Origin of the sequence: Bradyrhizobium sp. CCBAU 21365 (assembly GCF_015291305.1) — a bacterium.
Classification (GTDB): domain Bacteria; phylum Pseudomonadota; class Alphaproteobacteria; order Rhizobiales; family Xanthobacteraceae; genus Bradyrhizobium; species Bradyrhizobium elkanii.
In genome coordinates this window covers 7,484,187-7,509,560 of sequence record NZ_CP030036.1, presented here as the reverse complement: position 1 = coordinate 7,509,560, position 25,374 = coordinate 7,484,187, and the positions used below count along the sequence as shown (strand labels likewise).

The window sequence follows — 25,374 nt, the reverse complement described above, 5'->3', positions numbered from 1 at the left end:
CAGCCCGATGGAGATTTCAGATGTTCGTTCGTTCCGTTTTCTCGAGCTATTACAGGCTCTTGACGGGAGCATCGTTGGCTTTTGCGGTGTTCGCGCTGACCGGCTGCAATGAAAAGGCGGCTGAAAACGCCGATCCGGGACGCCCCGTCCTGGTGGCGACCGTCCATTATGAAGCGGAAACCCCTGAGCGCAGCTTTGTCGGCACCATCAAGCCCCGTATCGAAGCCGATATGGGCTTTCGGGTTGCCGGCAAGGTGGCCAAGCGGCTGGTCGAGGTCGGACAGACAGTCGACGTCGACCAGCCCTTGGCCACCCTCGACGAGGTCGACCTGAAGCTGCAGGCCGAGCAGGCGGAGGCGGAATTCCGCGCCGCCACCGGCGTGCTGGCGCAGGCCGCGGCCGCCGAGCAGCGCGCCAAGGATCTGAAGGCCAAGGGCTGGACCACCGACGCGGCGCTCGACTCAGCCAAGGCCGCCGGCGACGAGGCCCGCGCCCGGCTGAACCGCGCCGAGCGTTCGGTCGAGCTGACCAGGAATTCTCTCTCTTACGCAACGCTGGTGGCCGACACCCGGGGTGTCGTCACAGCGACCATGATCGAGCCCGGCCAGGTGGTTGCCGCGGGCCAGGCTTCGATCCGTGTCGCCCGACTTGGCGAGAAGGAAGCTGTCGTCGCGATCCCCGAGACGCTTCTTGCTCGTGCCAGGTCGGGCGTAGCCACGGTGACGCTGTGGTCGGACGCCAAGAAGAGCTATGCCGCCAGGCTGCGCGAGGTCGCGCCGCAGGCCGATCCCGCCACCCGCACCTATCTTGCAAAATTCTCGCTGCCGGACGCCGACGAGGCGGTTTCGCTCGGCATGACCGCGACGCTGACCTTGGCCGACAAGGCGAGCGAGCGGGTAGCAAAACTGCCGCTGTCGGCGCTTTACAGCCAGGGCGGCGATCCCTCGCTCTACATCGTCGACGACAAGGGCGACATCGTGCTGAAGCCGGTCAAGGTGAAGGCCTATGAGAGCAACTCCGTCGTTATCTCCGGCGGCGTTGACGATGGCGCCACGGTGGTCGCCCTCGGTGTGCAGAAACTCGATCCGAGCCAGAAGGTGCGGGTCGTGTCGTCGCTGTCGTTCTAACCCTCGCATAGCAGCGGAAACGGTTCTGGGACTGGTCTAGAACTTGGAGAGTTCGATGAAGCGCTTCAACCTTTCAGCCTGGGCGGTCAGCCATCCGACGCTGGTGCTGTTCCTGATGATCATCCTCGCCGCCGCCGGCTTCTTCTCCTACGAGAAGCTCGGCCGCGCCGAGGATCCGTTCTTCACCGTCAAGGTGGTGAACGTCTCGGTGATGTGGCCGGGCGCGACCTCGCAGGAAATGCAGATGCAGGTCGCCGACCCGATCGAGAAGAAACTGCAGGAGCTGCCGTTCTTCGACAAGGTGCAGACCTATTCCAAGCCGGGCTTCACGGCGATGCAGGTCTCCTTCAAGGATTCGACCTCGCCGAAGGACGTGCCCTATCTCTTCTATCTGTTGCGCAAGAAGCTGGTCGACGTGCAGGGCGAGCTGCCCGCCGGCATCCTCGGTCCCGTGGTCAACGACGAATTCTCCGACGTCGATTCGATCCTCTATATGATGACCGGCGACGGCGCCAATTATGCGCAGCTCAAGAAGGTCGCGGAGGGTTTTCGCCAGCGCCTGCTGAAGGTGCCCGGCGTCACCAAGATCGATCTCTACGGCACCCAGGACGAGCGTATCTTCGTCGAGTTCTCGCATGCCAAGCTGGCGACCCTCGGCATCACGCCGCAAGCGCTGTTCGACTCGCTCGCCAAGCAGAATAACGTCACCCCGGCCGGCACCGTCGAGAGCTCATCGCAGCGCGTGCCGCTGCGCGTCACCGGCGCGCTTGACGGCGTCAAGGCGGTTGCCGAAACGCCGGTCGAGAGCAACGGCCGCGTGTTCCGGCTCGGCGATATCGCGACCGTCAGCCACGGCTATGTCGATCCGCCGAGCTTCGTGGTGCGTCAGGAAGGCAAGCCGGCGCTCGGCATCGGCGTCGTCACCGCCAAGGGCGCCAACATCCTCGAGCTCGGCAAGGAGGTCCAGAAGGCGACCGCCGAGTTCCTGAAGGCGGTGCCGCAAGGCATCGATATCCAGCAGATCGCCGACCAGCCCAAGGTGGTCGAGCACGCCGTCGGCGAGTTCGTGCACTCCTTCGTCGAGGCGCTCGCGATCGTGCTGTTCGTCTCCTTTGTCGCGCTCGGCTGGCGCACCGGCATCGTGGTCGCGCTGTCGGTACCGCTGGTGCTCGGCATCGTCTTCATCGTGATGAACGCGATGTCGCTCGACCTGCACCGCATCACGCTCGGCGCGCTGATCATCGCGCTCGGCCTGCTGGTCGACGACGCCATTATCGCGGTCGAGATGATGGTGGTGAAGATGGAGCAGGGCTGGGACCGCATGAAGGCGGCGTCCTTTGCCTGGGAATCCACCGCGTTTCCGATGCTCACGGGAACGCTGGTCACGGCCGCCGGCTTTCTCCCCATCGGCTTTGCCAATTCGGCGGTCGGCGAATATGCCGGCGGCATCTTCTGGATCGTGGCGATCTCGCTGGTCGCCTCCTGGTTCGTCGCGGTGATCTTCACGCCCTATATCGGCGTCAAGCTGCTGCCCAACATCAAGGTGCACCAGAACCACGATCCGCACGCGATCTACGAGACGCGGATGTATCGCGGCTTGCGCGGCGTCGTGCAGTGGTGCGTCGATCACCGCATCAAGGTGGTGGCGGCGACCGTCGGCGTCTTCGTTGCCTCCATCGTTGCATTCGGCCACGTCCAGCAGCAGTTCTTCCCGCTGTCGGAGCGGCCCGAGTTGTTCCTGCAGCTGCGTCTGCCCGAGGGCACCGCCTTCAACGTCACCGAGAAGGCGGTGAAGCAGGCTGAAGGGCTGTTGAAGGGCGATGACGATATCCAGACCTACACCGCCTATGTCGGCCAGGGCTCGCCGCGCTTCTGGCTCGGCCTCAACCCGCAGCTGCCGAATGAGGCCTTTGCCGAGATCGTGATCCTCGCCAAGAACGTCGAGGCGCGCGAGCGCGTCAAGGCCAAGATCGAGCAGGCCGCCGCCGACGGCGCTTTGAACGAGGCGCGGGTCCGGGTCGACCGCTTCAATTTCGGTCCGCCGGTCGGCTTCCCGGTCCAGTTCCGCGTGATCGGTCCGGATGCCAACAAGGTGCGCGACATCGCCTACCAGGTGCGCGACGTCATGCGCCAGAACAAGAACGTCAAGGACGTCCAGCTCGACTGGAACGAGCAGTCGCCCTACCTGAAGCTCGCCGTCGACCAGGATCGGGCACGCGCGCTCGGCCTGACCCCGCAGGACGTCTCGCAGGCGCTGGCGATGCTGATCTCGGGCGCGCCAGTCACCACGATCCGCGACGGCATCGAGAAGGTCGGCGTGGTCGCCCGCGCGGTGCCGTCCGAGCGGCTCGATCTCGGCCGCGTCGGCGATCTCACCATCACCACGCGCAACGGCGTCGCCGTCCCGCTGCAGCAGATTGCCAAGATCGAATATGCGCATGAGGAGCCGATCCTGTGGCGGCGCAACCGCGACATGGCGATCACCGTGCGCTCCGACGTCGTCGACGGCGTGCAGGCGCCCGACGTCACCAACCAGATCTCGCCGAAGCTGAAGGACATCCAGGCCCATCTCGAGCCGGCCTACCGGATTGAGCCGGGCGGGGCGTTCGAGGAATCCGCCAAGGGCAATGCGTCGATCTTCATCCTCTTCCCCGTGATGGTGATGGTGATGCTGACGCTGCTGATGATCCAGCTGCAGAGCTTCTCGCGCCTGTTCCTGGTGTTCCTGACCGCGCCGCTCGGCATCGTCGGCGCCTCGCTCGGGCTGAACGTCGCCAACCAGCCGTTCGGCTTCGTGGCGCTGCTCGGCCTGATCGCGCTCGCCGGCATGATCATGCGCAACGCCGTGATCCTAGTCGACCAGATCGAGAGCGACGTGGCGTCCGGCCTGACCCGGCGCGAGGCGATCGTCGAAGCCACCGTCCGGCGCGCCCGGCCGGTGGTGCTGACGGCCCTGGCCGCCATCCTTGCCATGATCCCGCTGTCGCGCTCGGCGTTCTGGGGCCCGATGGCGATCACCATCATGGGCGGTTTGTTTGTTGCGACTTTCCTGACCTTGCTGTATCTGCCGGGCCTTTACGCCCTCTGGTTCCGCAAGACCCTCGAGGAAAGCGGCTCCGAGCAAACCGATACTGCGCCGCAGCATGCCGGCGATGCGCAACGCGCATTTCCGCTTGCTGAGGCGGCCGAATAATTGAAGATTGAGCAGGCCAACATGACACTGATCTCGGAACATAGCGAAACCGACACCCGCGAGCGGATTCTCGTGGTGGCGGAGCGCTTGTTCCGGCAGATCGGGTATCAGAAGACGACGGTCGCCGACATCGCCAAAGAGCTGCGGATGAGCCCCGCCAACGTGTACCGCTTCTTCGATTCGAAGAAGTCGATCCACGAGGGCGTGGCCCGCGGCCTGATGGGCGAGGTCGAGATCGAGACCCAGCGCATCGCGCGCTCGGAAGGGCCGGCCGCGCCGCGCTTGCGCCAGATGATGACGACCATCAATCGCATGAACACCGAACGCTATGTCGGCGATTCCAAGATGCACGAGATGGTTGAGATCGCGATGCAGGAGGACTGGGACGTCTGCGTCGCGCATATGGAGTGTATCGCCTCCATTATCGGCGAGGTGATCGCGCAAGGAGCCGCGACGGGGGAGTTCGAGATCAAGGACCTGCAACTCGCCTCGCTGTGCGCCTGCACCGCGATGATGCGGTTCTTCCACCCGCAGATGATCGCCCAATGTGCCACCAAGCCGGGCCCGACCATCGACCAGATGATCGATTTCGTGATCACCGGCCTGTCGCCGCGCAGCCGCGCCAATTGAGCGCCAGCCCTGACATTTTCGTCAGTTGACTCTCCCGTCATTGCAGGCAAATCGAGTTGTAGCCCGGATGGAGCGTAGCGCAATCCGGGGCCATTTCCGCTTGCGAGACTGTCCCGGATTGCGCTGCGCTCCATCCGGGCTACGCGAGAGGGGCTAGCCGTGACCGCCAAAGACCTGCATTTCTACGAGCCGAAGAACGGCCACGGCCTGAAGCACGACCCGTTCAACGCCATCGTGGCGCCGCGGCCGATCGGCTGGATCTCCTCGCGCGACAAGGGCGGCAACGTCAACCTCGCGCCCTACAGCTTCTTCAACGCGTTCTGCTACGTGCCGCCGATCATCGGCTTCTCCTCCACCAACTGGAAGGACAGCGTCGCCAACATCCAGGACACCGGCGAGTTCGTCTGGAATCTGGCGACGATGGATCTCGCCAAACACATGAACGCGACGGCGGCGCATGTCGCGCGCGAGGTCGACGAGTTCAACCTCGCGGGGCTCACGCAGGTCGCCGGCAAGCTCGTCAATGTGCCGCGGGTCGCCGAAAGCCCGGTGTCGTTCGAATGCAAGGTGAGCCAGATCGTCCAGCTCCAGGCCGCCGACGGCAAGAAGGCCGAGGCGTGGCTGACGCTCGGCGAGGTCGTCGCCGTCCACATCGACAAGGCCTTCATCAAGGACGGCGTCTACCAGACCGGCCTCGCGCACCCGATCGTCCGCGCCGGCCGCCGCGGCGACTACTTCGAGATCAAGCCGGAAAACATGTTCGAGATGATCCGGCCGGATTAACTTTACCTTTTCAGCGTTATGTCTCCGTATCGTCATGGCCGGGCTTGTCCCGGCCATCCACGTCTTCGTTCTCGCGAGGTCCCAAGACGTGGATGCCCGGCACAAGGCAGGGCATGACGAGTTTGTGGAGCGACCGATCATGACACCACAACAATGTGAAATTTCCGCGCGCAGTGATGAAAAACCGTCACTCGCAACCTCTCCGAGAGCAGTCTAACCTCCACCCGTCAGGCCGGATCAACGGCCGGCCAACAGAGTGGGAGGATGCGATGACTCGCCAACAGCGGAACAATCAAAAAGAACCGCGGCGTGATCCGAATGTTTCACGACGCACGCTGGTTCAGGGGCTGGCGGCTTCCGCCGCCGCCGTCGCGGGCATCGGCAGCGCGCTGGCTCAGAGCGCCCCCGCGCCGGTCGGGCCGCCGACGACGATCACCAGCCCGCCGCGCGACTTCAGTCCGCGCGGTGCGCCGACCACCTATTTCTGGGACCCCGACATCATCGCGGTCGATCCGTCCTTCAACGACCTTGCCCAGCCCAACACCTCGATCAGGCGCCTCTTCACCGGTGTGCTTTGGGCAGAAGGCCCGGCCTGGAGCTCGCAGGGCCGCTATCTGTTGTGGAGCGACATCCCCAATAACCGGCAGATGCGCTGGTCGGAGGATGACGGCCATGTCAGCGTTTTCCGCATGCCGTCGAACTACTCGAACGGCAATTCGTTCGACTTCCAGGGCCGCCAGCTGTCCTGCGAGCATCTCACCCGCCGTGTGACGCGCTACGAAAATGACGGCACCGCGACCGTGCTCGCCGATAACTATCAAGGCAAGCGGCTGAACTCGCCGAACGACATCGTCGCGCATCCCGACGGCAGCTACTGGTTCACCGATCCGCCCTATGGCAGCCAGCTCTACGAGGGCGAGCCCGATGCCGCCGGCGGCCCGGTCAATCCGGCCGGCAAGCTCAATCCCCGGATCGGCCAGCCGGCGGGCTTCGTGCCGTTCAAGCGCGAGTTGCCGACCAACTGCTATCGCATCGATCCGTCCGGCCGCGTCGATCTCGTGGTGAGCGAGGACCAGGTGCCCGATCCGAACGGCCTCTGCTTCTCGCCGGATTACAAGAAGCTCTACGTGGTCTCGACCGGAAAGGGTCCTGGCGATACCGGTCCGGGCGGCAAGGGCGACGTCTTCGTGTTCGACGTCGGCGCCGACAACAAGCTTTCCAACGGCAAGCGGTTCAGCGATTTCACGATCGACGGCGTGAAGTGCGGACCGGACGGCATCCGCTGCGACGTCAACGGCAATGTCTGGTGCGCGAGCAATGCCGGCCGCGCGGTCGGTTACAGCGGCGTGACGGTGTGGTCGCCCGAAGGCAAGCTGCTCGGCCGCATCCGGCTGCCCGAGGTCTGCGGCAACATCACCTTCGGCGGCCCCAAGCGCAACCGCCTGTTCATGGCCGCAAGCCAGTCGCTCTACGTGGTCTATACCGCAACCCAGGGAGCGGGGCCCGCCTAGCTCGTCCTGCGTGGGGATGGCGTCTGCGCCATCCCCTGCTACCTGATTGTCGCACCTCAGCTTTCGGAACTGAACGCGTGGCCTGCCGTTAACAGAATGGCGCCTGGGCCGCGTCAATTTCGCTTTATTTGAACAGCGAAGTGTTCACCGGTGAACGGCACTTTCCGATAAGATCACCCATCCGCGCCGCCGTTTCATGAGGATCCGCCATGAGCTTCCGCCGCGACTATATGACAAAACCGATCTTCTCCTGGGCGCGTGGCGTGCTGCCGACCATGTCGGACACCGAGCGCGAGGCGCTGGAAGCCGGCGACGTCTGGTGGGACGCCGATCTCTTCACCGGCAATCCCGACTGGTCGAAACTGCTGGCATTCGCGCCGGCCCAATTGACCGACGAGGAGAACGCCTTCCTGCACGGCCCCGTCGACGAGCTCTGCAAGATGCTCGACGAGTGGAAGATCAATTGGGAATGGCGCGACCTGCCGCCGGAAGTCTGGGCCTTCATCAAGGCCAAAAAGTTCTTCGGCATGATCATCCCGAAGGAGTTCGGCGGCCTCGGTTTCTCGCCCTACGCGCATTCCGAAGTGGTGCGCAAGATCTCGTCGCGCTCGCTGACCGCGGCTGTCACCGTGATGGTGCCGAACTCGCTCGGGCCGGGCGAACTGTTGATGCGCTTCGGCACCAAAGAGCAGCAGGACAAATGGCTGCCGCGCCTCGCCTCCGGTCAGGACATTCCCTGTTTCGGGCTGACCAGCCCGGAAGCAGGGTCCGATGCCGCCTCGATGATCGACACCGGCATCATCTGCAAGGGCAATTTCGAAGGCCGCGAGGTGCTGGGCCTGAGGCTCAACTGGCACAAGCGCTACATCACGCTGGGGCCGGTTGCGACGCTGCTCGGCCTCGCCTTCAAGGCCTATGATCCCGATCACCTCGTCGGCAATGAGGACGAGCTCGGCATCACGGTTGCGCTGATCCCGACCCATCTGCCCGGCGTCTCGATCGGCCACCGCCATCTGCCGGCGATGCAGGTGTTCCAGAACGGCCCGAACTGGGGCAAGGACGTCTTCATCCCGCTCGACTACATCATCGGCGGCCAGGAGCGGCTCGGCCAGGGCTGGAAGATGCTGATGACGGCGCTCGCCGCCGGCCGCGGCATCTCGCTGCCGTCGCTGTCGGCGGCTGGCGCGGCCTATGCCGCGCGCACCACCGGCGCCTATGCCCGTATCCGCGAGCAGTTCGGCATCTCGATCTCGAAATTCGAGGGCATCGAGGAGCCGCTCGCGCGCATCGCCGGCACGGCCTATCTGCTCGACGCCGCGCGGCGGCTGACCTGCGCCGCGCTGAACGAGGGGCATCATCCCGCCGTCATCTCCGGGATCATGAAGCTGCACGCCACCGAGCGCATGCGGATCGCGATCGACGACGCGATGGACATCCATGGCGGCAAGGCCGTGATCGACGGGCCGCAGAATTATCTCGGCGGGCTCTACCGCTCGGTGCCGGTCGGCATCACGGTCGAGGGCGCCAACATCCTGACCCGCAACCTGATCGTGTTCGGGCAGGGCGCGATCCGCGCGCATCCCTATCTGTTGCAGGAGATGAACGCGCTCGGCGAGCCCGACCGCGACAAGGGCCTCACCGCGTTCGACACCGCGTTCTGGAAACATGTCGGCCACAGCTTCGCGACCATGTTCCGCGCCTGGGGCCGCAGCTGGAGCTTCGGCCTGTTCGCGCCGGCGCCGGATGCCGGTGACGCAACGGAGTTCTATCGCCAGCTCTCGCGCTATTCGTCGGCGTTCGCGCTGTGCGCCGACATGGCGTTGCTCACCCTCGGCGGCGCGCTGAAGCGCAAGGAGATGCTCTCGGCGCGCTTCGGCGACATCCTGTCCGAGCTGTATTTGCTGTCCGCTGCTTTGAAACGCTGGCAGGACGAGGGCCGGCAGAAGGAGGATATTCCGGCGCTCGAATGGTGCATGGCGTCCGGCTTCAAGACCATCGAGAACCGCTTTGCGGAAATCTTCGCCAATCTGCCGAACCGTCCGGTGGCGTGGCTGCTGAAATTCCTGATCCAGCCGTTCGGCGCACGCGTCACCGGTCCGTCGGACCGCATCGTGCATCTCTGTGCGCAGCTCGTGCTGTCGCCCTCGGCGGCGCGCGACCGCCTGACGCCGGACCTCGCCTTCGTCGAGGATGACGGCGGCATCGCGCGGCTGGAGAAGGCCTTCCGCCTCGTCACCGAAGCCGAGGATGCCGCCAAGCAGCTGCGCGCGGCGCGCCTGCACGACTGGAGGGAGGCGGTCAAGAAAGGCGTCATCACCGAGGCCGACGGCGAGAAGCTCGCGGCCGCTCACGACGCCGTCGCCAAAGTCATCGAGGTTGACGATTTTGCGCCGCAGGCGCTGTCCCCGATTTACAAGAAATCCGCCGACGTGCATCAGTTCTTCCAGGAGCTTGGTGAGCAGAGGGCGGCGAGCTGATGGCGCGACCAGTCTTTATCGTCGACGGCAGCCGGACGCCGTTCCTGAAGGCACGCTCCGGTCCCGGCCCGTTCACCCCGGTCGATCTCGCCGTGCAATGCGGCCGGCCGCTGCTGGCACGGCAGCCGTTCGCGCCCACCGCCTTCGACCAGGTGATCCTCGGTTGCGTCAACGTGATCGCCGACGAGATGAACCCGGCGCGCGTCGCGGCGCTCCGGCTTGGCATGGGCGAAGAGATGGTCGCCTTCACGGTGCAGATCAATTGCGGCTCCGGCATGCAGTCGATCGACACCGGCTACCGCTACATCCGCGAGGGCACCTCCGACCTGATCCTTGCCGGCGGCGCCGAGGCGTTGAGCCACGCGCCGTTGGTCTGGCCCAATTCCGGCGTGCGCTGGTTTGCCGGCTTTGCCGGCGCCAAGGGGCTAGGTGCCAAGATCGCCGCGGCGCTGAAGGTGAAGCCGAGCTACTTCAAGCCGATCATCGGCCTCGAGCGCGGGCTGACCGACCCGATCACCGAGCTCAACATGGGGCAGACCGCGGAGAAGGTCGGCCATCTCTTCGGCATCACCCGCGCACAGTCCGATGCATATGCCGCCGAGAGCCATCAGCGGCTGGCCAACGCGCAGAAGCAAGGCTTTCTCAAGGGCGAGGTCGAGACCGCGTTCTCCCGCGACGGCAAGTTCTACGACCATGACGACGGCGTTCGCCCGGACTCGACGCCCGAGACCTTGGCCAAGCTGAAGCCGGTGTTCGAGCGTCCGTGGGGCCAGGTCACCGCCGGCAATTCCTCGCAGATCACCGACGGCGCTTCCTGGGTAATCCTGGCGTCTGAAACCGCGGTGGCCAAGCATGGGCTGACGCCGAAGGCCGTCATCCTCGACAGCCAGTGGTCGGCGCTCGATCCCTCGATCATGGGCCTCGGTCCGGTGCTGTCGGCGAGCGCGCTGCTCAAACGCAACGCCATGTCCTTGCAGGACGTCGAGACCTGGGAGCTCAACGAGGCCTTCGCCACCCAGGTGCTCGGCTGCCTCGCGGCATGGAACGACGAGAGATTCTGCCGCGAGATTCTCGGGCTCGACGGTGCGGCCGGCGAGATCGACCGCGCGAAACTGAACGTCGACGGCGGCGCGATCAGCCTCGGCCATCCGGTCGGCACCAGCGGCAACCGCATCGTGCTGCATCTGGTCAATGCCATGAAGCGGCTCGGCACCAGGCGCGGCGTCGCCACCGAATGCATCGGTGGCGGGCAGGGCGGCGCGATGTTGATAGAGACGGTGTGATCATGGATTCACGGATCATGGACCTTCTCGCCGATCGCGTGCTCGAACTTGGGCCGAAGCCTGCCGCCGAGGGCGCCTACAAGAACTTCAAGCTGACGCGTGACGAGGACGGCATCGCCTGGCTGCTGTTCGACCGCGCCGGTGCCAGCGCCAACACGCTGTCCGCCGATCTGCTCGAAGAGCTCGACGCCATCGTCGCGGCGCTGGAGAGCCAGCGGCCGACCGGTCTCGTGGTGCGCTCCGCGAAAAAGAGCGGCTTCATCGCCGGCGCCGACGTCAATGAGTTTCGCGGCGCCAGCGATTCCAGCCCGGTCGAGACCGCGATCGGCCGCGCCCATGCGGTGATCGACCGGCTCGAGGCGCTGCGCGTGCCCTCGGTCGCGGTCATCCACGGCTTCTGCCTTGGCGGCGGCCTCGAGGTCGCGCTGGCCTGCCAGATGCGGATCGCGATCGACGACGCGCGGTTCGGCTTCCCCGAGGTGATGCTCGGCCTGCATCCCGGTCTCGGCGGCACCGTGCGCTTCACCGAGCTGGTCAACCCGATGCAGGCGATGACCTTGATGCTGACCGGCAAGACGATCGACGCGCGCCGCGCCAAGTCGCTCGGCCTGGTCGACGCCGTCACCCAGGAGCGCCATGTCCGCAACGCGGTGAAGGATGCGGTGTTCGGCCGGCTGAAACGCGCCAGGCCGGGCGCGCTCAACTCGATCCTCAATCTTGGTCCGGTCAGGGGCTTCCTTGCCTCGCGGATGCGCAGCGTGGCCGAGAAGGCAGCGCCGCGCAAGCATTACCCGGCGCCCTATGCGCTGATCGAGCTGTGGGAGAAGCACGCCGGCAACCGCGCGGCGATGCTGAATGCGGAGAAGGCCTCGTTCGCCAATCTGATGGTGACGCCGACAGCGCAGAACCTGATCCGCGTGTTCTTCCTGCGCGAGCAGATGAAGAAGCTGGCGGGCAGCGGCAACAAGGTTGCGCATGTCCATGTCATCGGCGCCGGCGCGATGGGCGGCGATATCGCGGTCTGGTGCGCCAACCAGGACATGCGGGTGACCTTGGCCGACATGAAGGCCGAGCCGGTCGCGGGCGCCATGAAGCGCGCCGCGGAGCTATACGGCAAGATCATGCGCAAGCGGATCGACCAGCGCGACGCGCTCGACCGCCTGATTCCCGACATGGACGGCGAGGGCGTCCGCAATGCCGATCTGATCATCGAGGCGGTGCCGGAAAAGCTCGAGCTGAAGCAGAAGGTCTATGCTTCCCTCGAGCCGAAGATGAAGCCCGGCGCGATCCTCGCCACCAACACCTCGAGCATCCCGCTGCAGGATCTGCGCATAACGCTGGCACGGCCGGAGCGGCTGCTCGGCCTGCACTTCTTCAACCCGGTGTCGCGGCTGCAACTCGTCGAGGTCGTCAGCCATGACGGCACCGATACCGGCCTGCTCAAGGAGGCGCTCGCTTTCGTCGGCGCCGTCGACCGCCTGCCGCTGCCGGTGAAGAGCTCGCCGGGCTTCCTCGTCAACCGCGCGCTGACGCCCTACATGCTGGAAGCGATGATGATGCTGGACGAGAAGACCGATCAGCGCCTGATCGACGCGGCCGCCGTCGAGTTCGGTATGCCGATGGGGCCGATCGAACTCGCCGACCAGGTCGGCCTCGATATCTGCCTCGATGTCGGCGACATGCTGCGCTCGAAGTTCGGCGATACGCTGCCGCCGGCGCCCGCGTGGTTGCGCGAAAAAGTCGCCAGGGGCGAGCTCGGCCGCAAGACCGGCAAGGGCTTCTACACCTGGAAGGACGGCAAGGCGGAGAAGGCGCCGCTGCCGGAGACCGGTCCCCGGGTCACCGATGAGATGATCGACCGCCTGGTGCTGCCGATCTCGAACGTCTGCGTCGCCGCCTTGCGCGAGGGCATCGTCGACAATCCCGACATGGTCGACGGCGCGATGATCTTCGGTACCGGCTATGCCCCGTTCCGCGGCGGCCCGCTCAACTATGCGCGCAGCCGCGGCGTCGACAATGTGGTGTCGGCGATGCAGGCCTTGATGCGCAAGTTCGGCGGACGATTTGCGCCGGATCCCGGCTGGGAGGCATTCAAGTGACCGATTCGCAAGTGACCGACTCACAAGTGACCGACACCCATGTTCACGCGCCGCTGAGCAATGACGCCGGGCCGAAGGGCGATCTCTGCATCCGCACGCTGGCGATGCCGGCCGACACCAATGCCAATGGCGACATCTTCGGCGGCTGGCTGCTCAGCCAGATGGATCTCGGCGGCGGCGTGTTCGCCTCCAAGGTGGCGAAGTCGCGCACCGTGACGGTCGCGATCGACGCGATGAACTTCCGCAAGGCGGTCAATGTCGGCGATCTCGTCTCCGTCCATGCCAATCTCGTGCGCATCGGCCGCACCTCGATCACGGTGCATCTCGAGGCCTGGGTGCTGCGCCGTCGCGAGCAGCAGTCGATCCTCGTGACCGACGGCAATTTCACCTATGTCTCGATCGACGAGCAGGGCCATCCGCAACCGATCCAGCGCGACGGCGCGACGATCGAAACCTGACATCTTTCGCGCGCCAGTGCCGCTGATTCGGGGCGGGAGCAAACGCGTCGAAACTGAGTCCGGAGCGTGATTTGACTGCAAAAAACCGCTTCGCCGCGCAAAAATAATCTAGGAACAAACAGCAAGCGATTCCGTTGTCGGGCCGGAGTCAAACCGAGGCTGACAATGTCCGACAGTTACGTGATCGAAGTGAGTTCGCAGACGGCGGGTATCGTGGTGCGCGATGCGCGTGGTTATCAGTTCTTTGCTGCATCGCACCTTTTCGACCGCCTTGAAGGCCAGATCTTCCGCAATGCCCGCGAGGCCGAGCGCGCGGCGCGCCGGCTGCTCACCGGTCAATCCATGCAGATGGCGTCGTAGAGCTCCTTCGCGTCATTGCGCGTGGCCCGGGCGAAGCGTCCACCTTCGCCCCGGTCGTCCCCGACCCGGCACTGCACGTTGACCTCCGTGCCGAACGGTCGCACCATGGGCGACTCGCCGTTTCAAGGGGGCCGCCGTGGCCGGACTCTCCCATCGCCAGACTGAAATCCTCAACATCGCGCGCGCGTTCGGGCGGGTCATGGTCGAAGACCTCGCCAAGCGATTCGAGGTGTCGGCGCAGACCATCCGCAAGGACCTCAACGATCTCTGCGACCAACGCTCGCTGACCCGCATCCATGGCGGCGCGATCATCGCCTCGGGCGTCGAGAACCTCGCCTACGAGGCGCGCCGCTTCGTCGCCGCCGAGGAGAAGAAGGCGATCGGCGCGGCCGCGGCAGCACGGATTCCGAACGGCTGCTCGCTGTTCATCAATATCGGCACCACCACGGAAGAGGTCGCGAGCGCGCTGACCTCACATGAGGATCTGCTCGTCATCACCAACAACCTCAACGTCGCGATGCTGCTGTACCGCCATCCGCGCATCGAGGTGGTGGTGGCCGGCGGCACGGTGCGCCGCGCCGACGGCGCCGTGGTCGGCTCCACCGCGACACAGCTGATCGGCCAGTTCAAGGTGGACTACGCCATCATCGGCGCGTCCGCGATCGACGAGGAGGGCGCGCTGCTCGACTTCGACTATCGCGAGGTGCAGGTCGCGCAGGCGATCATCGCCAATGCGCGCAACGTGATGCTGGTTTCGGACTCGACCAAGCTCCGCCGCAGCGCGCCGGTGCGGATCGCCCATATGAGCCAGATCCAGACCTTCGTCACCGATTCACCGCTCCCCGCGGGCCTCGCCAGTATCTGCCATAGCCGCGGTATCGAGGTGGTCGTCGCGATGGACAAGCCGCAAGTCGATCTCGACGACAACGGCCCCGACGCGGCACCCGCGACGCTGCGCAGCGCGTAATTCCGCATCTTCTCGCAGTCATCGCCCGGCTCGACCGGGCGATCCAGTATTCCAGAGACATTCGTGCTTGAGCCGCGACGCCGCGGCGTACTGGATGCCCCGCTTGAAGCGGGGCATGACAGCGGAATGCGACGAAGCCGCTGCACGCAACTCTCTCACCGTCATCCTGAGGAGCGCGCTCTTGCGCGCGTCTCGAAGGATCGACGGCCACACTCGGGCCGCGCACCCTTCGAGGCTCGCTCACGCTCGCACCTCAGGGTGACGGGTCGAACAGGTGGGCATCGGCGCGGAGGTGACGGCGACAGACCTGTTTGCCCTCGCCCGCAATCACCCGCCCAAGAAATCCGCAGCAAAAGTTCCCCGTTTTCACTTTGCTTTCGTTTTTGGTTGTGATTTACTCCAATCCGAAAGTAAAACCGTCAAAGCGAAGGCGGTTGCCGGGGGAAGCGTTCTTTGGACCGAATTTACGACCTCGCCATCATTGGAGGCGGCGTTAATGGCTGCGGCATCGCGCGCGATGCGGCGGGCCGGGGTAACTCTGTTTTCCTCTGTGAAATGAATGACTTGGCCAGCGGAACGTCGTCCTGGTCGACCAAGCTCGTGCATGGCGGTCTGCGCTATCTCGAATATTACGAGTTTCGTCTGGTGCGCGAGGCGCTGATCGAGCGCGAAATCCTCTGGCAGATCGCGCCCCACATCATTCGGCCGCTGCGTTTCGTTTTGCCGCACCACGCCGGCCTGCGTCCGGCCTGGCTGCTGCGGCTCGGCCTCTTCCTCTATGACCATATCGGCGGCCGGCATTTGCTGCCGGCGACGCGCTCGGTCGATCTGACGCGCGACGTGGTCGGCAAGCCGCTGATCCCGGGCCGCTACACCAAGGGCTTCGAATATTCCGACTGCTTCGTCGACGACGCCCGGCTGGTGGCGTTGACCGCGCGCGATGCCGCCGACCGCGGCGCCGAGATCCGCACCCGCACCCGCGCGGTCGAGATCAGGCAGGTCGACGGCGTCTGGCACGTCACGGTCGAGGACAGCGTCACGGGTGCCCGCGACACGATCCAGTCACGCGTGCTGGTCAATGCCGGCGGTCCCTGGGTCGAACAGGTCCTGGCCTCGGGCGCCGGCGTCAACGCGCGCGCCAAGGTGCGCCTCGTGCAGGGCTCGCACATCGTGGTGCCGAAGCTCTACGACCACGACCGTGCCTACATCTTCCAGAATGCCGACGGCCGCATCATCTTCGTCATTCCCTATCAGGACGACTTCTCGCTGATCGGCACCACCGATCGCGACTATGACGGCGATCCGGCCAAGGTGAAGGCGACGCAGGAGGAGATCGAATATCTCTGCGCGTCCGCCAGCGCGTATCTCGCCAAGCCGGTGAAGCCCGAGGACGTGGTCTGGAATTACTCCGGCGTGCGTCCGCTCTATGACGACGGCGCGAGCGAAGCCAAGGCCGCGACCCGCGACTATGTGTTCGAGCTCGATACGCCCGGCGGTGCGCCCTTACTGTCGATCTATGGCGGCAAGATCACGACCTATCGCCGCCTCTCCGAAGAGGCGCTGGAGCGGCTGTCGCCTTATCTCCGCGGCACAAAGGCGCAGGAGGGCTGGACCGGCAAGGCGCCGCTGCCCGGCGGCGACATGGATGTATCTGCGGTCGCGGCGCTGAGCGCCGAATTGATCCGCAACTATCCGTTTCTCGCGCAATCGCACGCCAATCGTCTCGCCCATGCCTATGGCACGCGCGCCAGCAAAGTCTTGGGCGACGCAACATCGACGGCCGATCTCGGCCGGTCCTTCGGCGCCACCTTGACGGAAAGCGAAGTCAGGTACCTGATGGCGAACGAATGGGCTCGGACTGCGGACGATGTCGTCTGGCGACGATCCAAGCTGGGCTTGCGGATGACGGCGGTTGAAATCGCCGCGCTCGACGAGTGGATGCTCGCCAACCGCGTGTCCGGTGAACGTCCCCTCCGCGAAGCGGGAGGACGGGCATGAGCGTCACACTGCAGAATGTCACGCGAACCGTGGATGGCATTCCGACCATCCGCGATGTGTCGCTGACGCTGGAGCGTGGCACGCTGAGCGTGCTGCTCGGGCCGACGCTGTCGGGCAAGACCTCGATCATGCGGCTGCTCGCCGGCCTCGACAAGCCGACCACCGGCCGCGTGCTGGTCGACGGCAAGGACGTCACCGGCGCCGACGTGCGGCAGCGTTCGGTCGCGATGGTCTATCAGCAGTTCATCAACTATCCCTCGCTGACGGTCTACGAGAACATCGCCTCGCCGCTGCGCGTGCAGGGCAAGCCGCGCGCCGAGATCGAGCGGCGGGTGGCGGAAGCGGCCAGCCTGTTACGGCTCGAGCCGTTCCTGAAGCGCACGCCGCTGCAACTCTCCGGCGGCCAGCAGCAGCGCACCGCGATCGCGCGGGCGCTGGTCAAGGGCGCCGACCTCGTGCTGCTCGACGAGCCGCTCGCCAATCTCGACTACAAGCTGCGCGAGGAGCTGCGTGCCGAGCTGCCGCGCATCTTCGAGGCCTCCGGCGCGATCTTCGTCTACGCCACCACCGAACCGTCGGAAGCGCTGCTGCTCGGCGGCGACACGGTCTGCATGTGGCAGGGCAAGGCGCTGCAAAGCGGCGCGACGCCGAAGGTCTACCGCCATCCCGACACGCTGCGTGTCGCGCAGGTGTTCTCCGATCCACCGCTCAACATCATCGGCATCGAGAAGAAGGGCGCGCAAGTGATCTATGCCGGCGGCGAGCAGGCGCCCGCGGCCGGCCTCTATGCCAATCTGCCCGACGGCGCCTACCGGACCGGTTTCCGCGCGCACCAGCTCGAGGTCGGGAATGTCGCGGCCGGCCGCCACAAATTCTCCGCCGCGGTGACGGTGACGGAGATCACCGGATCGGAGAGCTTCGTGCACGTTCATGTCCACGGCTCGAACTGGGTCGCGGTGCTGCACGGCGTGCACGAATATGAACCCGGGCAGGTGCTCGACGCCGCGCTCGATCCCGACAACATCTTCGTGTTCGACGCGGCCGACCGCCTCGTCGCGTCGCCCGCGACCGCGTTTTCCGGCAACGTGCATCGCAGTGCGCGTGCAGCAAACGCGTCAGCCGGCAACGGCAAGTGAGGGAGATGCTTCATGGCCCGCATTGACCTCGTCGATCTCGCGCACTCCTACGGCGGCAACGACGCGCCGCAGGAATCCTTTGCGCTGAAGCCGGTCACCATGACCTGGCGGCAGGGCGGCGCCTACGCGCTGCTCGGGCCGTCCGGCTGCGGCAAGACCACGCTGCTCAACCTGATCTCCGGCATCGTGACGCCGTCGCGCGGAAAGATCCTGTTCGACGGCCGTGACATCACGCCGCTGTCGACGCAGAAGCGCAACATCGCGCAGGTGTTCCAGTTCCCGGTGATCTACGACACCATGACGGTCGGCCAGAACCTGGCCTTCCCGCTGAAGAATCGCGGCGTCGCCAAGGCCGAGGTCGACGCGCGGGTCAGGCAGATCGCCGACCTGCTCGACCTCACGCCCTATCTCAAGCGCAAGGCGACGCGGCTCACCGCCGACGCCAAGCAGAAGATCTCGCTCGGCCGCGGCCTGGTGCGCTCCGACGTCGCGGCCGTCCTGTTCGACGAACCGCTGACGGTGATCGATCCCGAGCTGAAATGGCAGCTGCGCTCCAAGCTGAAGGCGCTGCATCGCGAGCTCGACCTCACGATGATCTACGTCACCCACGACCAGACCGAGGCGCTGACCTTCGCCGACACCGTCGTCGTGATGCATGACGGCCGCGTGGTGCAGAGCGGCACGCCGGCCGAATTGTTCGACAAGCCGGCGCACACCTTCGTCGGCTATTTCATCGGCTCGCCCGGCATGAACATTGTGCCCGCCGAGGTCAGTGGTCACGAGGCGCGGATCGACGGCCATGTCATCGGCCTGCATCGAAACTATGGTGTGCTGCCTGCGGGCAAGAAGATCGAGATCGGCGTGCGGCCGGAATTCGTCGATGTCGCGGCACCGGCGTCAGGGCTGCTGTCGGCCACCATCGAGCGGATCGACGATCTCGGCCGCATCCAGTTCGCCCGCGTGCGGGTTGGCGATACCAAATTCGCCGCGCGCGTGCCGCCGGGCTTCTCGGTCTCCGGCAACACCGCCGGGCTGATCTTCAATCCCGCGCATGTCCACGTCTATGCGGACAGCCATTTGGTGGAGGGGGTCGCCTGATGGACAAGACGGTCAACCAAAAAGCCTGGTTCCTGGTGCTGCCGGTGTTCCTGGTGGTGGCGTTCTCGGCGGTGCTGCCGCTGATGACCGTCGTGAACTATTCGATGCAGGACACCTTCGGCAACAACCAGTTCTTCTGGAACGGTGTCGGCTGGTTCAAGGAGCTGCTCGATCCATCGACCGATCTCGGCGGCCGCTTCCTGGCCTCGCTCGGCCGCAACCTGTTCTTCTCCGCCGTGATCCTCGCGATCGAGGTGCCGCTCGGCATCATCGTCGCGCTGTCGATGCCGCGGGAGGGCTGGAGCGTCGCGGCCTGCCTCGTCATCCTCGCCTTGCCGCTGCTGATTCCGTGGAACGTGGTCGGCACCATCTGGCAGATCTTCGGCCGGCCCGATATCGGCCTGCTCGGCTATGTGCTGAACCACCTCGGCCTCAACTACAATTACGTGTCCAACGAGGTCGACGCCTGGGTCACGGTGATCGTGATGGACGTCTGGCACTGGACCAGCCTCGTCGCGCTGCTCTGCTACGCCGGCCTGAAGTCGATCCCCGACGCCTATTACCAGGCGGCGCAGATCGACGGCGCCTCGCGCTGGGCGGTGCTCAAGGCGATCCAGCTGCCGAAGATGAACCGCGTGCTGCTGATCGCGGTGTTGCTGCGCTTCATGGACAGTTTCATGATCTATACCGAGCCGTTCGTGGTCACCGGCGGCGGCCCCGGCAATTCGACGACCTTCGTCTCGATCGAGCTCGTCAAGATCGCGCTCGGCCAGTTCGATCTCGGCAAGGCCGCGGCGCTGTCGCTGGTCTACAATTTGATCATCCTGATCGTGTGCTGGGTGTTCTACACCGTGATGGTCAATGCCGGCTCCGAGCGTCCGGCCAAGGAAGGAGCGGCGTGATGCATTCGATCCCCGGCCGCCGCCTGATCATGGCGCTGTTCTTGATCTTCCTGCTGTTGCCGATCTACTGGCTCGTCAACATGAGCTTCAAGACCAACGCCGAGATCGTCTCGACGATGACGCTGTGGCCGCATACGCCGACGCTGCAGCACTACAAGCGCATCTTCACCGACGAGAGCTGGTATTCCGGCTACATCAATTCGCTCGAATACGTCGTGCTCAACACCATCATCTCGATCGCGGTGGCGCTGCCGGCGGCCTATGCGTTCTCGCGCTACCGCTTCCTTGGCGACAAGCACCTGTTCTTCTGGCTGCTGTCGAACCGCATGGCGCCGGCGGCGGTCTACGCGCTGCCGTTCTTCAACCTGTATTCGGCGATCGGCCTGTTCGATACGCCGTGGGCGGTAGCGCTCGCGCACTGCATCTTCAATGTGCCGCTGGCGGTGTGGATCCTCGAAGGCTTCGTCTCCGGCGTGCCGCGCGAGATCGACGAGACCGCCTTCCTCGACGGCTATTCGTTCCCGCGCTTCTTCATCAAGATCCTGGTGCCGCTGATCGCGAGCGGCATCGGCGTCGCCGCCTTCTTCTGCTTCATGTTCTCCTGGGTCGAGCTGCTGCTGGCGCGCACGCTGACCTCGGTGCAGGCCAAGCCGATCGCGGCGATCATGACGCGCACGGTCTCGGCGGCCGGCATGGACTGGGGCCTGCTCGCCGCCGCCGGCGTTCTCACCATCATTCCGGGCGCGCTGGTGATCTGGTTCGTCCGCAACTACATCGCGCGCGGCTTCGCGCTCGGCCGGGTCTAGGAGGCGATCATGGAATCCATCGCATGGATGGCCTGGACGCTGCCGACCGCGATCTTCTTCGTGCTGCTGGCCTCGACGCTCGGCGTGATGACCTGGCTCGCGGCGGTCTATCCCGAGGCCGAGCGGGTCGGCGTGCTGCGCATCCCGACCACGCGCGGCGATCGTTTGTTCATTTCGCTGGTGCTGGCGGCGGTGATCCACCTGGTGTGGATCGGCCTCGTCGGCACCGATCCGATCCTCACCCTGCCGATCGGCGAGGGCGTGGAAATTTCGAGCCTGTGGCTCGCAACGCTGATTTCGCTTCTTTCAGCCGTGGCGATCTTTCGCACCGTCTGACGAAAGCGAAGAAGAGCAGATCCGGGGTCTACCCGGGCCTGGGTTTTGTTTGTCGCTGCAACCGGAGGAATCATAATGCGACATTTGAGAACGACAAAGGATAGTCTTTTGACTATGACCAGCGCCGCCGCGCTGATCGCAGCCTCGCTCGCGGTCGCCACGCCGGCCCGCGCCGCCGACGATGCCGTGATCCAGAAGTGGATCGCGGAATTCCAGCCCTCGACGCTGTCGAAGGAAGACCAGAAGAAGGAGCTCGAGTGGTTCGCCAAGGCCGCCGAACCCTTCAAGGGCATGGAGATCAACGTCGTCTCGGAAACGATCACGACGCACGAATATGAATCGCAGACGCTGGCCAAGGCGTTCTCCGAACTGACCGGCATCAAGCTCAAGCACGACATCATCCAGGAAGGTGACGTCGTCGAGAAGCTGCAGACCCAGATGCAGTCGGGCAAGAACGTCTATGACGGCTGGATCAACGACTCCGACCTGATCGGCACCCACTTCCGCTACGGCCAGACCATCATCCTGTCGGACTACATGAAGGGTGAGGGCAAGGACGTCACCGACCCGATGCTCGACGTCGACGACTTCATCGGCAAGTCGTTCACCACGGCGCCGGACGGCAAGCTCTACCAGCTGCCCGACCAGCAATTCGCGAACCTCTACTGGTTCCGCTACGACTGGTTCACCAACCCCGAGTACAAGGCCAAGTTCAAGGCCAAGTATGGCTATGAGCTCGGCGTGCCCGTGAACTGGTCGGCCTATGAGGATATCGCCGAGTTCTTCACCAACGACATCAAGGAGATCAACGGCGTCAAGATCTACGGCCATATGGACTATGGCAAGAAGGATCCCTCGCTCGGCTGGCGGTTCACCGACGCCTGGCTGTCGATGGCCGGCAACGGCGACAAGGGTATCCCGAACGGCCTGCCGGTCGACGAGTGGGGCATCCGCATGGAAGGCTGCCGCCCGGTCGGCTCCTCGGTCGAGCGTGGTGGCGACACCAACGGCCCGGCCGCGGTCTACTCGATCACCAAATATCTCGACTGGCTGAAGAAGTATGCCCCGCCGCAGGCCCAGGGCATGACCTTCTCGGAAGCAGGTCCGGTGCCGGCGCAGGGCAACATCGCCCAGCAGATGTTCTGGTACACCGCCTTCACCGCCGACATGGTGAAGCCGGGCATCGCCGTGATGAACGCGGACGGTACGCCGAAGTGGCGTATGGCTCCGTCGCCGCACGGCGCTTACTGGAAGGAAGGCATGAAGCTCGGCTATCAGGACGCCGGCTCCGTGACGCTCCTGAAGTCGACCCCGCCGGATCGCCGCAAGGCAGCCTGGCTCTATCTGCAGTTCATCATCTCCAAGTCGGTGTCGCTGAAGAAGAGCCATGTCGGTCTCACCTTCATCCGTGAGTCCGATATCTGGGACAAGTCGTTCACCGAGCGTGCGCCGAAGCTCGGCGGCCTGATCGAGTTCTACCGCTCGCCCGCGCGCGTGCAGTGGACCCCGACCGGCAACAACGTGCCCGACTATCCGAAGCTCGCGCAGCTGTGGTGGCAGAACATCGGCGATGCGTCGTCCGGTACCAAGACGCCGCAGCAGGCGATGGACGCGCTGGCCGCGGCCCAGGATTCGGTGATGGAGCGTCTTGAGAAGTCCGGTGTGCAGGGCGCCTGCGGACCGAAGCTGAACAAGAAGGAATCCGCCGAGTTCTGGTACAAGAAGGCCGAGAAGGACGGCACCATCGCTCCGCAGCGCAAGCTCGCGAACGAGAAGCCGAAGGGCGAGACGATCGACTACGACACGCTGATCAAGTCGTGGCCGGCCAACCCGCCGAAGCGCGCCGAAGCGAAGTAAGGCGTACCAGCCCACGCCATCCGAAGACGACGAAAGGCCGGGAGCGATCCCGGCCTTTTGGTTTTCTCCGCTGTCATCGCCCGGCTTGACCGGGCGATCCAGTACGCCGCGGCGTCGCGATCAATCGCTGGCGTCTCTGGAATACTGGATGCCCCGCCTTCGCGGGGCATGACAGTCTTTGGTCCACCTTACTCCGCCGCCTCGGTCGCCTTCAGCGTCGGATAGTCGGTGTAGCCCTTGGCGCCGCCGCCGTAGAAGGTCGCCTTGTCCCCCTCGTTGAGCGGCGCGCCGGCCTTGAGCCGCTCGACCAGGTCGGGGTTGGAGATGAACGGCTTGCCGAACGCGATCAGGTCGGCCGCGCCGGCCTCCAGCACCTTCTCCGCCAGCGCGAAATCGTAGCCGTTGTTGGCGACATAGGCCTGCTTGAAGCGCTTGCGCAGCGAGGCGTAGTCGAACGGCGCGATATCGCGCGGGCCGCCGGTCGCGCCCTCGACGACATGGAGATAGGTCAGCTTCAGCGCGCTGAGCTGGTCGACGATGTAGTCGAACAGCGCTTGCGGATTGGAGTCGGTGATGTCGTTGGCCGGCGTCACCGGCGAGATCCGGATGCCGGTGCGATCGGCGCCGGCTTCGATGGCGACCGCCTTGGACACGTCCAGCATCAGTTTGGCGCGGTTCTCGATTCCGCCGCCATAAGTGTCGGTGCGCTTGTTGGTGCCGTCGCGGGCGAACTGGTCGAGCAGATAGCCGTTGGCGCCGTGGAGCTCGACGCCGTCGAAGCCGGCCGCCAGCGCATTCGCCGTGCCGCGCTTGAAGTCTTCGATGATCCCCGGAATCTCCGACAGCTCGAGCGCGCGCGGCTCGGAGACATCGGCAAACGTGCCGTTGACGAAGGTCTTGGTCTTGGCCTTGATGGCGCTCGGCGCCACCGGTGCGCCGCCGTTCGGCTGCAGTGCGACATGCGAGATGCGTCCGACATGCCAGAGCTGGATGAAGATGCGGCCGCCGCGCTCATGCACGCGATCGGTGACCTTGCGCCAGCCCTCGACCTGTTCCTTCGAATAGATGCCGGGCGTGTCCTGATAGCCCTGGCCCTGCTGCGAGACCTGGCTCGCCTCGGTGATCAGAAGGCCGGCGGAGGCGCGCTGGCCGTAATAGTCCACCGCGAGCGGGCTCGGCACCATGCCGGGCGGCACCGCGCGGTTGCGCGTCAGTGGCGCCATCACCAGGCGGTTCGGCAGCGTCAGCGGGCCGAGCTTGTACGGCTCGAGAAGTTTGGTCGATTGGCTCATGTAAATGTTCCAGAGAATGACTGATGGAGGAGAATTGTGCATTGCCGCGACGAGCGCAATGCCCGAGGCATTCGCGCTCCGCAGGCTAGCTGCGCACAATTCCGCCCATGTGGCCGGCATCGAGGAACAGGGTGTGCGCGTTCACGTAGGAGGATTCATTCGAAATCAGGAACAGCGCAGTATAGGCGACCTCCCAGCCGGTGCCCTGGCGGCCGAAAGGCACTGTCACGGCGCGGTCCGATCGCCTGCGGCTGGCGTCGCGGCCCATCGGCGTGTCCATGAAGCCGGGCGCGATCACATTGCAGCGAATGCCCTTGTCCTCGCCGGCCCGCGCGATCGCCCGCCCCAGCGCGATCTGCGCCGCCTTGGAGGATTCATAGGCCGGGTTGCGGCCGCCGGCGCGCTGGCTCGCCATCGACGAGATCAGGATGATCGCGCCGCCCGGCGCCATCACCTCCAGCGCTTTCTGCGCGAACAGCATGTGGCTGCGCACATTGACGGCATAGTCGCGGTCCCAGGCTTCGGCGGTCATCTTGGGCAGCGACAGGCCGGAGGAGATGCCGACATTGAGCGCCAGCCCATCGAGCCCGCCGAGCCTTTGCGCGCAGCGTTCGACCGCGGGCGCGATCGCCGCGACGTCGGAGACATCGACCACATCGGTGAAGGCCTTGCCGCCTTCGCCTGTGATCTGCGCGACGGTGTCGTCGGCCGCGTCCTTGTTGACGTCGAGGCAGGCGACCGACGCGCCCTCGCGCGCGAACAGCACGCTCATGGCGCGGCCATTGCCGATCGGCGGCGCTTCATCGACGGTTGTGCGCTGTCCCGCGCCGACCACGATGATGCGCCGCCCGGCGAGGCGGCCGTGGTTCTTCGCCAGTCCCAGCGCTTCGGCATGCAGCGAGGCGGACGGATCGATGGCTTTCGGTGCGTGGGTTGTGGTCGACATGGCGTGCTCCCTGACGTCTTGTTGTTGTCAGGGAGCAGTAGCACGGGCGAGGGCGTGAAGCGAAAATCCCGTCGCGGGGAATATCGATCACCCCGACCCTTGTAAGTCCTCATCC

General features: G+C 65.2%; 21 protein-coding genes. 19 read left to right on the top strand and 2 right to left on the bottom strand.

Features of this window, described 5'->3' with window-relative positions:
• Positions 1–20: 20 nt before the first annotated feature.
• From XI02_RS35270 to XI02_RS35180, 19 genes are all read left to right on the top strand, one after another.
• Positions 21–1,127, top strand: a complete 1,107-nt coding sequence (locus XI02_RS35270) for an efflux RND transporter periplasmic adaptor subunit (RefSeq protein ID WP_069277148.1) — start codon at positions 21–23, stop codon at positions 1,125–1,127.
• Between the two features lie 55 nt (positions 1,128–1,182).
• On the top strand, positions 1,183–4,320 hold the full coding sequence (locus XI02_RS35265) for an efflux RND transporter permease subunit (RefSeq protein ID WP_172647083.1): 3,138 nt from the start codon (positions 1,183–1,185) through the stop codon (positions 4,318–4,320).
• A gap of 21 nt (positions 4,321–4,341) precedes the next feature.
• Positions 4,342–4,950 carry a TetR/AcrR family transcriptional regulator gene (locus XI02_RS35260; RefSeq protein WP_172647084.1) on the top strand — a complete coding sequence of 203 codons (609 nt, stop codon included), beginning with the start codon at positions 4,342–4,344 and terminating at the stop codon, positions 4,948–4,950.
• Positions 4,951–5,109: 159 nt separating this feature from the next.
• Positions 5,110–5,733, top strand: a complete 624-nt coding sequence (locus XI02_RS35255; protein ID WP_172647085.1) for a flavin reductase family protein — start codon at positions 5,110–5,112, stop codon at positions 5,731–5,733.
• Positions 5,734–6,002: 269 nt separating this feature from the next.
• Entirely contained in the window at positions 6,003–7,244 is a 1,242-nt protein-coding gene (locus XI02_RS35250) for an SMP-30/gluconolactonase/LRE family protein (protein ID WP_172647086.1), read from the top strand.
• Positions 7,245–7,453: 209 nt separating this feature from the next.
• Positions 7,454–9,721 (top strand): acyl-CoA dehydrogenase, encoded by a 2,268-nt coding sequence (locus XI02_RS35245; protein ID WP_172647087.1) that lies wholly within the window; start codon positions 7,454–7,456, stop codon positions 9,719–9,721.
• Positions 9,721–11,004, top strand: coding sequence for an acetyl-CoA C-acetyltransferase (locus tag XI02_RS35240; RefSeq protein WP_172647088.1), 1,284 nt, complete (start codon positions 9,721–9,723; stop codon positions 11,002–11,004). Before XI02_RS35245 ends, XI02_RS35240 begins: the two co-directional genes overlap by 1 nt.
• 2 nt (positions 11,005–11,006) lie before the next feature.
• Positions 11,007–13,103: a 3-hydroxyacyl-CoA dehydrogenase NAD-binding domain-containing protein gene (locus XI02_RS35235; protein ID WP_172647089.1), complete on the top strand. Its 2,097-nt coding sequence runs from the start codon at positions 11,007–11,009 to the stop codon at positions 13,101–13,103.
• A 26-nt stretch (positions 13,104–13,129) separates the two neighbouring features.
• Positions 13,130–13,561, top strand: coding sequence for an acyl-CoA thioesterase (locus tag XI02_RS35230; protein ID WP_172649087.1), 432 nt, complete (start codon positions 13,130–13,132; stop codon positions 13,559–13,561).
• Between the two features lie 165 nt (positions 13,562–13,726).
• A complete protein-coding gene (locus XI02_RS35225) occupies positions 13,727–13,921 on the top strand; it encodes a hypothetical protein (RefSeq protein WP_016846235.1) in 195 nt (64 codons plus the stop codon).
• A 136-nt stretch (positions 13,922–14,057) separates the two neighbouring features.
• The gene (locus tag XI02_RS35220; protein ID WP_172647090.1) at positions 14,058–14,888 is read left to right on the top strand and encodes a DeoR/GlpR family DNA-binding transcription regulator; all 831 of its coding nucleotides are present in this window, start codon (positions 14,058–14,060) and stop codon (positions 14,886–14,888) included.
• 274 nt (positions 14,889–15,162) lie between these two features.
• Complete coding sequence (locus tag XI02_RS35215; RefSeq protein WP_162136730.1) at positions 15,163–15,447, top strand: hypothetical protein; 285 nt, start codon at positions 15,163–15,165, stop codon at positions 15,445–15,447.
• The gene (gene glpD, locus XI02_RS35210) at positions 15,342–16,886 is read left to right on the top strand and encodes a glycerol-3-phosphate dehydrogenase (RefSeq protein ID WP_172647091.1); all 1,545 of its coding nucleotides are present in this window, start codon (positions 15,342–15,344) and stop codon (positions 16,884–16,886) included. Before XI02_RS35215 ends, glpD begins: the two co-directional genes overlap by 106 nt.
• Positions 16,883–18,022 carry an ABC transporter ATP-binding protein gene (locus XI02_RS35205; RefSeq protein ID WP_172647092.1) on the top strand — a complete coding sequence of 380 codons (1,140 nt, stop codon included), beginning with the start codon at positions 16,883–16,885 and terminating at the stop codon, positions 18,020–18,022. Before glpD ends, XI02_RS35205 begins: the two co-directional genes overlap by 4 nt.
• Before the next feature lie 12 nt (positions 18,023–18,034).
• Positions 18,035–19,120 carry an ABC transporter ATP-binding protein gene (locus XI02_RS35200; protein WP_018273399.1) on the top strand — a complete coding sequence of 362 codons (1,086 nt, stop codon included), beginning with the start codon at positions 18,035–18,037 and terminating at the stop codon, positions 19,118–19,120.
• On the top strand, positions 19,120–20,022 hold the full coding sequence (locus XI02_RS35195; RefSeq protein WP_172647093.1) for a carbohydrate ABC transporter permease: 903 nt from the start codon (positions 19,120–19,122) through the stop codon (positions 20,020–20,022). The genes XI02_RS35200 and XI02_RS35195 overlap by 1 nt, the downstream gene beginning before the upstream one ends.
• Positions 20,022–20,828: a carbohydrate ABC transporter permease gene (locus XI02_RS35190; protein WP_028333212.1), complete on the top strand. Its 807-nt coding sequence runs from the start codon at positions 20,022–20,024 to the stop codon at positions 20,826–20,828. The genes XI02_RS35195 and XI02_RS35190 overlap by 1 nt, the downstream gene beginning before the upstream one ends.
• 9 nt (positions 20,829–20,837) lie before the next feature.
• Positions 20,838–21,164 (top strand): DUF2160 domain-containing protein, encoded by a 327-nt coding sequence (locus XI02_RS35185; protein WP_016846242.1) that lies wholly within the window; start codon positions 20,838–20,840, stop codon positions 21,162–21,164.
• A 114-nt stretch (positions 21,165–21,278) separates the two neighbouring features.
• Positions 21,279–23,021 carry an ABC transporter substrate-binding protein gene (locus XI02_RS35180; protein WP_016846243.1) on the top strand — a complete coding sequence of 581 codons (1,743 nt, stop codon included), beginning with the start codon at positions 21,279–21,281 and terminating at the stop codon, positions 23,019–23,021.
• Positions 23,022–23,209: 188 nt separating this feature from the next.
• On the opposite strand, the gene XI02_RS35175 is transcribed toward XI02_RS35180, so the two are convergent.
• Complete coding sequence (locus XI02_RS35175; RefSeq protein WP_194483257.1) at positions 23,210–24,313, bottom strand: alkene reductase; 1,104 nt, start codon at positions 24,311–24,313, stop codon at positions 23,210–23,212.
• An 85-nt stretch (positions 24,314–24,398) separates the two neighbouring features.
• Positions 24,399–25,259, bottom strand: coding sequence for an SDR family NAD(P)-dependent oxidoreductase (locus XI02_RS35170; protein WP_172647095.1), 861 nt, complete (start codon positions 25,257–25,259; stop codon positions 24,399–24,401).
• Positions 25,260–25,374: the final 115 nt, after the last annotated feature.

What these genes read in the sequence shown, in the direction of transcription:
- XI02_RS35270 (WP_069277148.1), top strand. Translation starts at nt 21, where the DNA reads ATGTTCGTTCGTTCCGTTTTCTCGAGCTATTACAGGCTCTTGACGGGA.
- XI02_RS35265 (WP_172647083.1), top strand. Translation starts at nt 1,183, where the DNA reads ATGAAGCGCTTCAACCTTTCAGCCTGGGCGGTCAGCCATCCGACGCTG.
- XI02_RS35260 (WP_172647084.1), top strand. Translation starts at nt 4,342, where the DNA reads ATGACACTGATCTCGGAACATAGCGAAACCGACACCCGCGAGCGGATT.
- XI02_RS35250 (WP_172647086.1), top strand. Translation starts at nt 6,003, where the DNA reads ATGACTCGCCAACAGCGGAACAATCAAAAAGAACCGCGGCGTGATCCG.
- XI02_RS35245 (WP_172647087.1), top strand. Translation starts at nt 7,454, where the DNA reads ATGAGCTTCCGCCGCGACTATATGACAAAACCGATCTTCTCCTGGGCG.
- XI02_RS35240 (WP_172647088.1), top strand. Translation starts at nt 9,721, where the DNA reads ATGGCGCGACCAGTCTTTATCGTCGACGGCAGCCGGACGCCGTTCCTG.
- XI02_RS35235 (WP_172647089.1), top strand. Translation starts at nt 11,007, where the DNA reads ATGGATTCACGGATCATGGACCTTCTCGCCGATCGCGTGCTCGAACTT.
- XI02_RS35225 (WP_016846235.1), top strand. Translation starts at nt 13,727, where the DNA reads ATGTCCGACAGTTACGTGATCGAAGTGAGTTCGCAGACGGCGGGTATC.
- XI02_RS35205 (WP_172647092.1), top strand. Translation starts at nt 16,883, where the DNA reads ATGAGCGTCACACTGCAGAATGTCACGCGAACCGTGGATGGCATTCCG.
- XI02_RS35200 (WP_018273399.1), top strand. Translation starts at nt 18,035, where the DNA reads ATGGCCCGCATTGACCTCGTCGATCTCGCGCACTCCTACGGCGGCAAC.
- XI02_RS35195 (WP_172647093.1), top strand. Translation starts at nt 19,120, where the DNA reads ATGGACAAGACGGTCAACCAAAAAGCCTGGTTCCTGGTGCTGCCGGTG.
- XI02_RS35190 (WP_028333212.1), top strand. Translation starts at nt 20,022, where the DNA reads ATGCATTCGATCCCCGGCCGCCGCCTGATCATGGCGCTGTTCTTGATC.
- XI02_RS35185 (WP_016846242.1), top strand. Translation starts at nt 20,838, where the DNA reads ATGGAATCCATCGCATGGATGGCCTGGACGCTGCCGACCGCGATCTTC.
- XI02_RS35180 (WP_016846243.1), top strand. Translation starts at nt 21,279, where the DNA reads ATGACCAGCGCCGCCGCGCTGATCGCAGCCTCGCTCGCGGTCGCCACG.
- XI02_RS35175 (WP_194483257.1), bottom strand. Translation starts at nt 24,313, where the DNA reads ATGAGCCAATCGACCAAACTTCTCGAGCCGTACAAGCTCGGCCCGCTG.
- XI02_RS35170 (WP_172647095.1), bottom strand. Translation starts at nt 25,259, where the DNA reads ATGTCGACCACAACCCACGCACCGAAAGCCATCGATCCGTCCGCCTCG.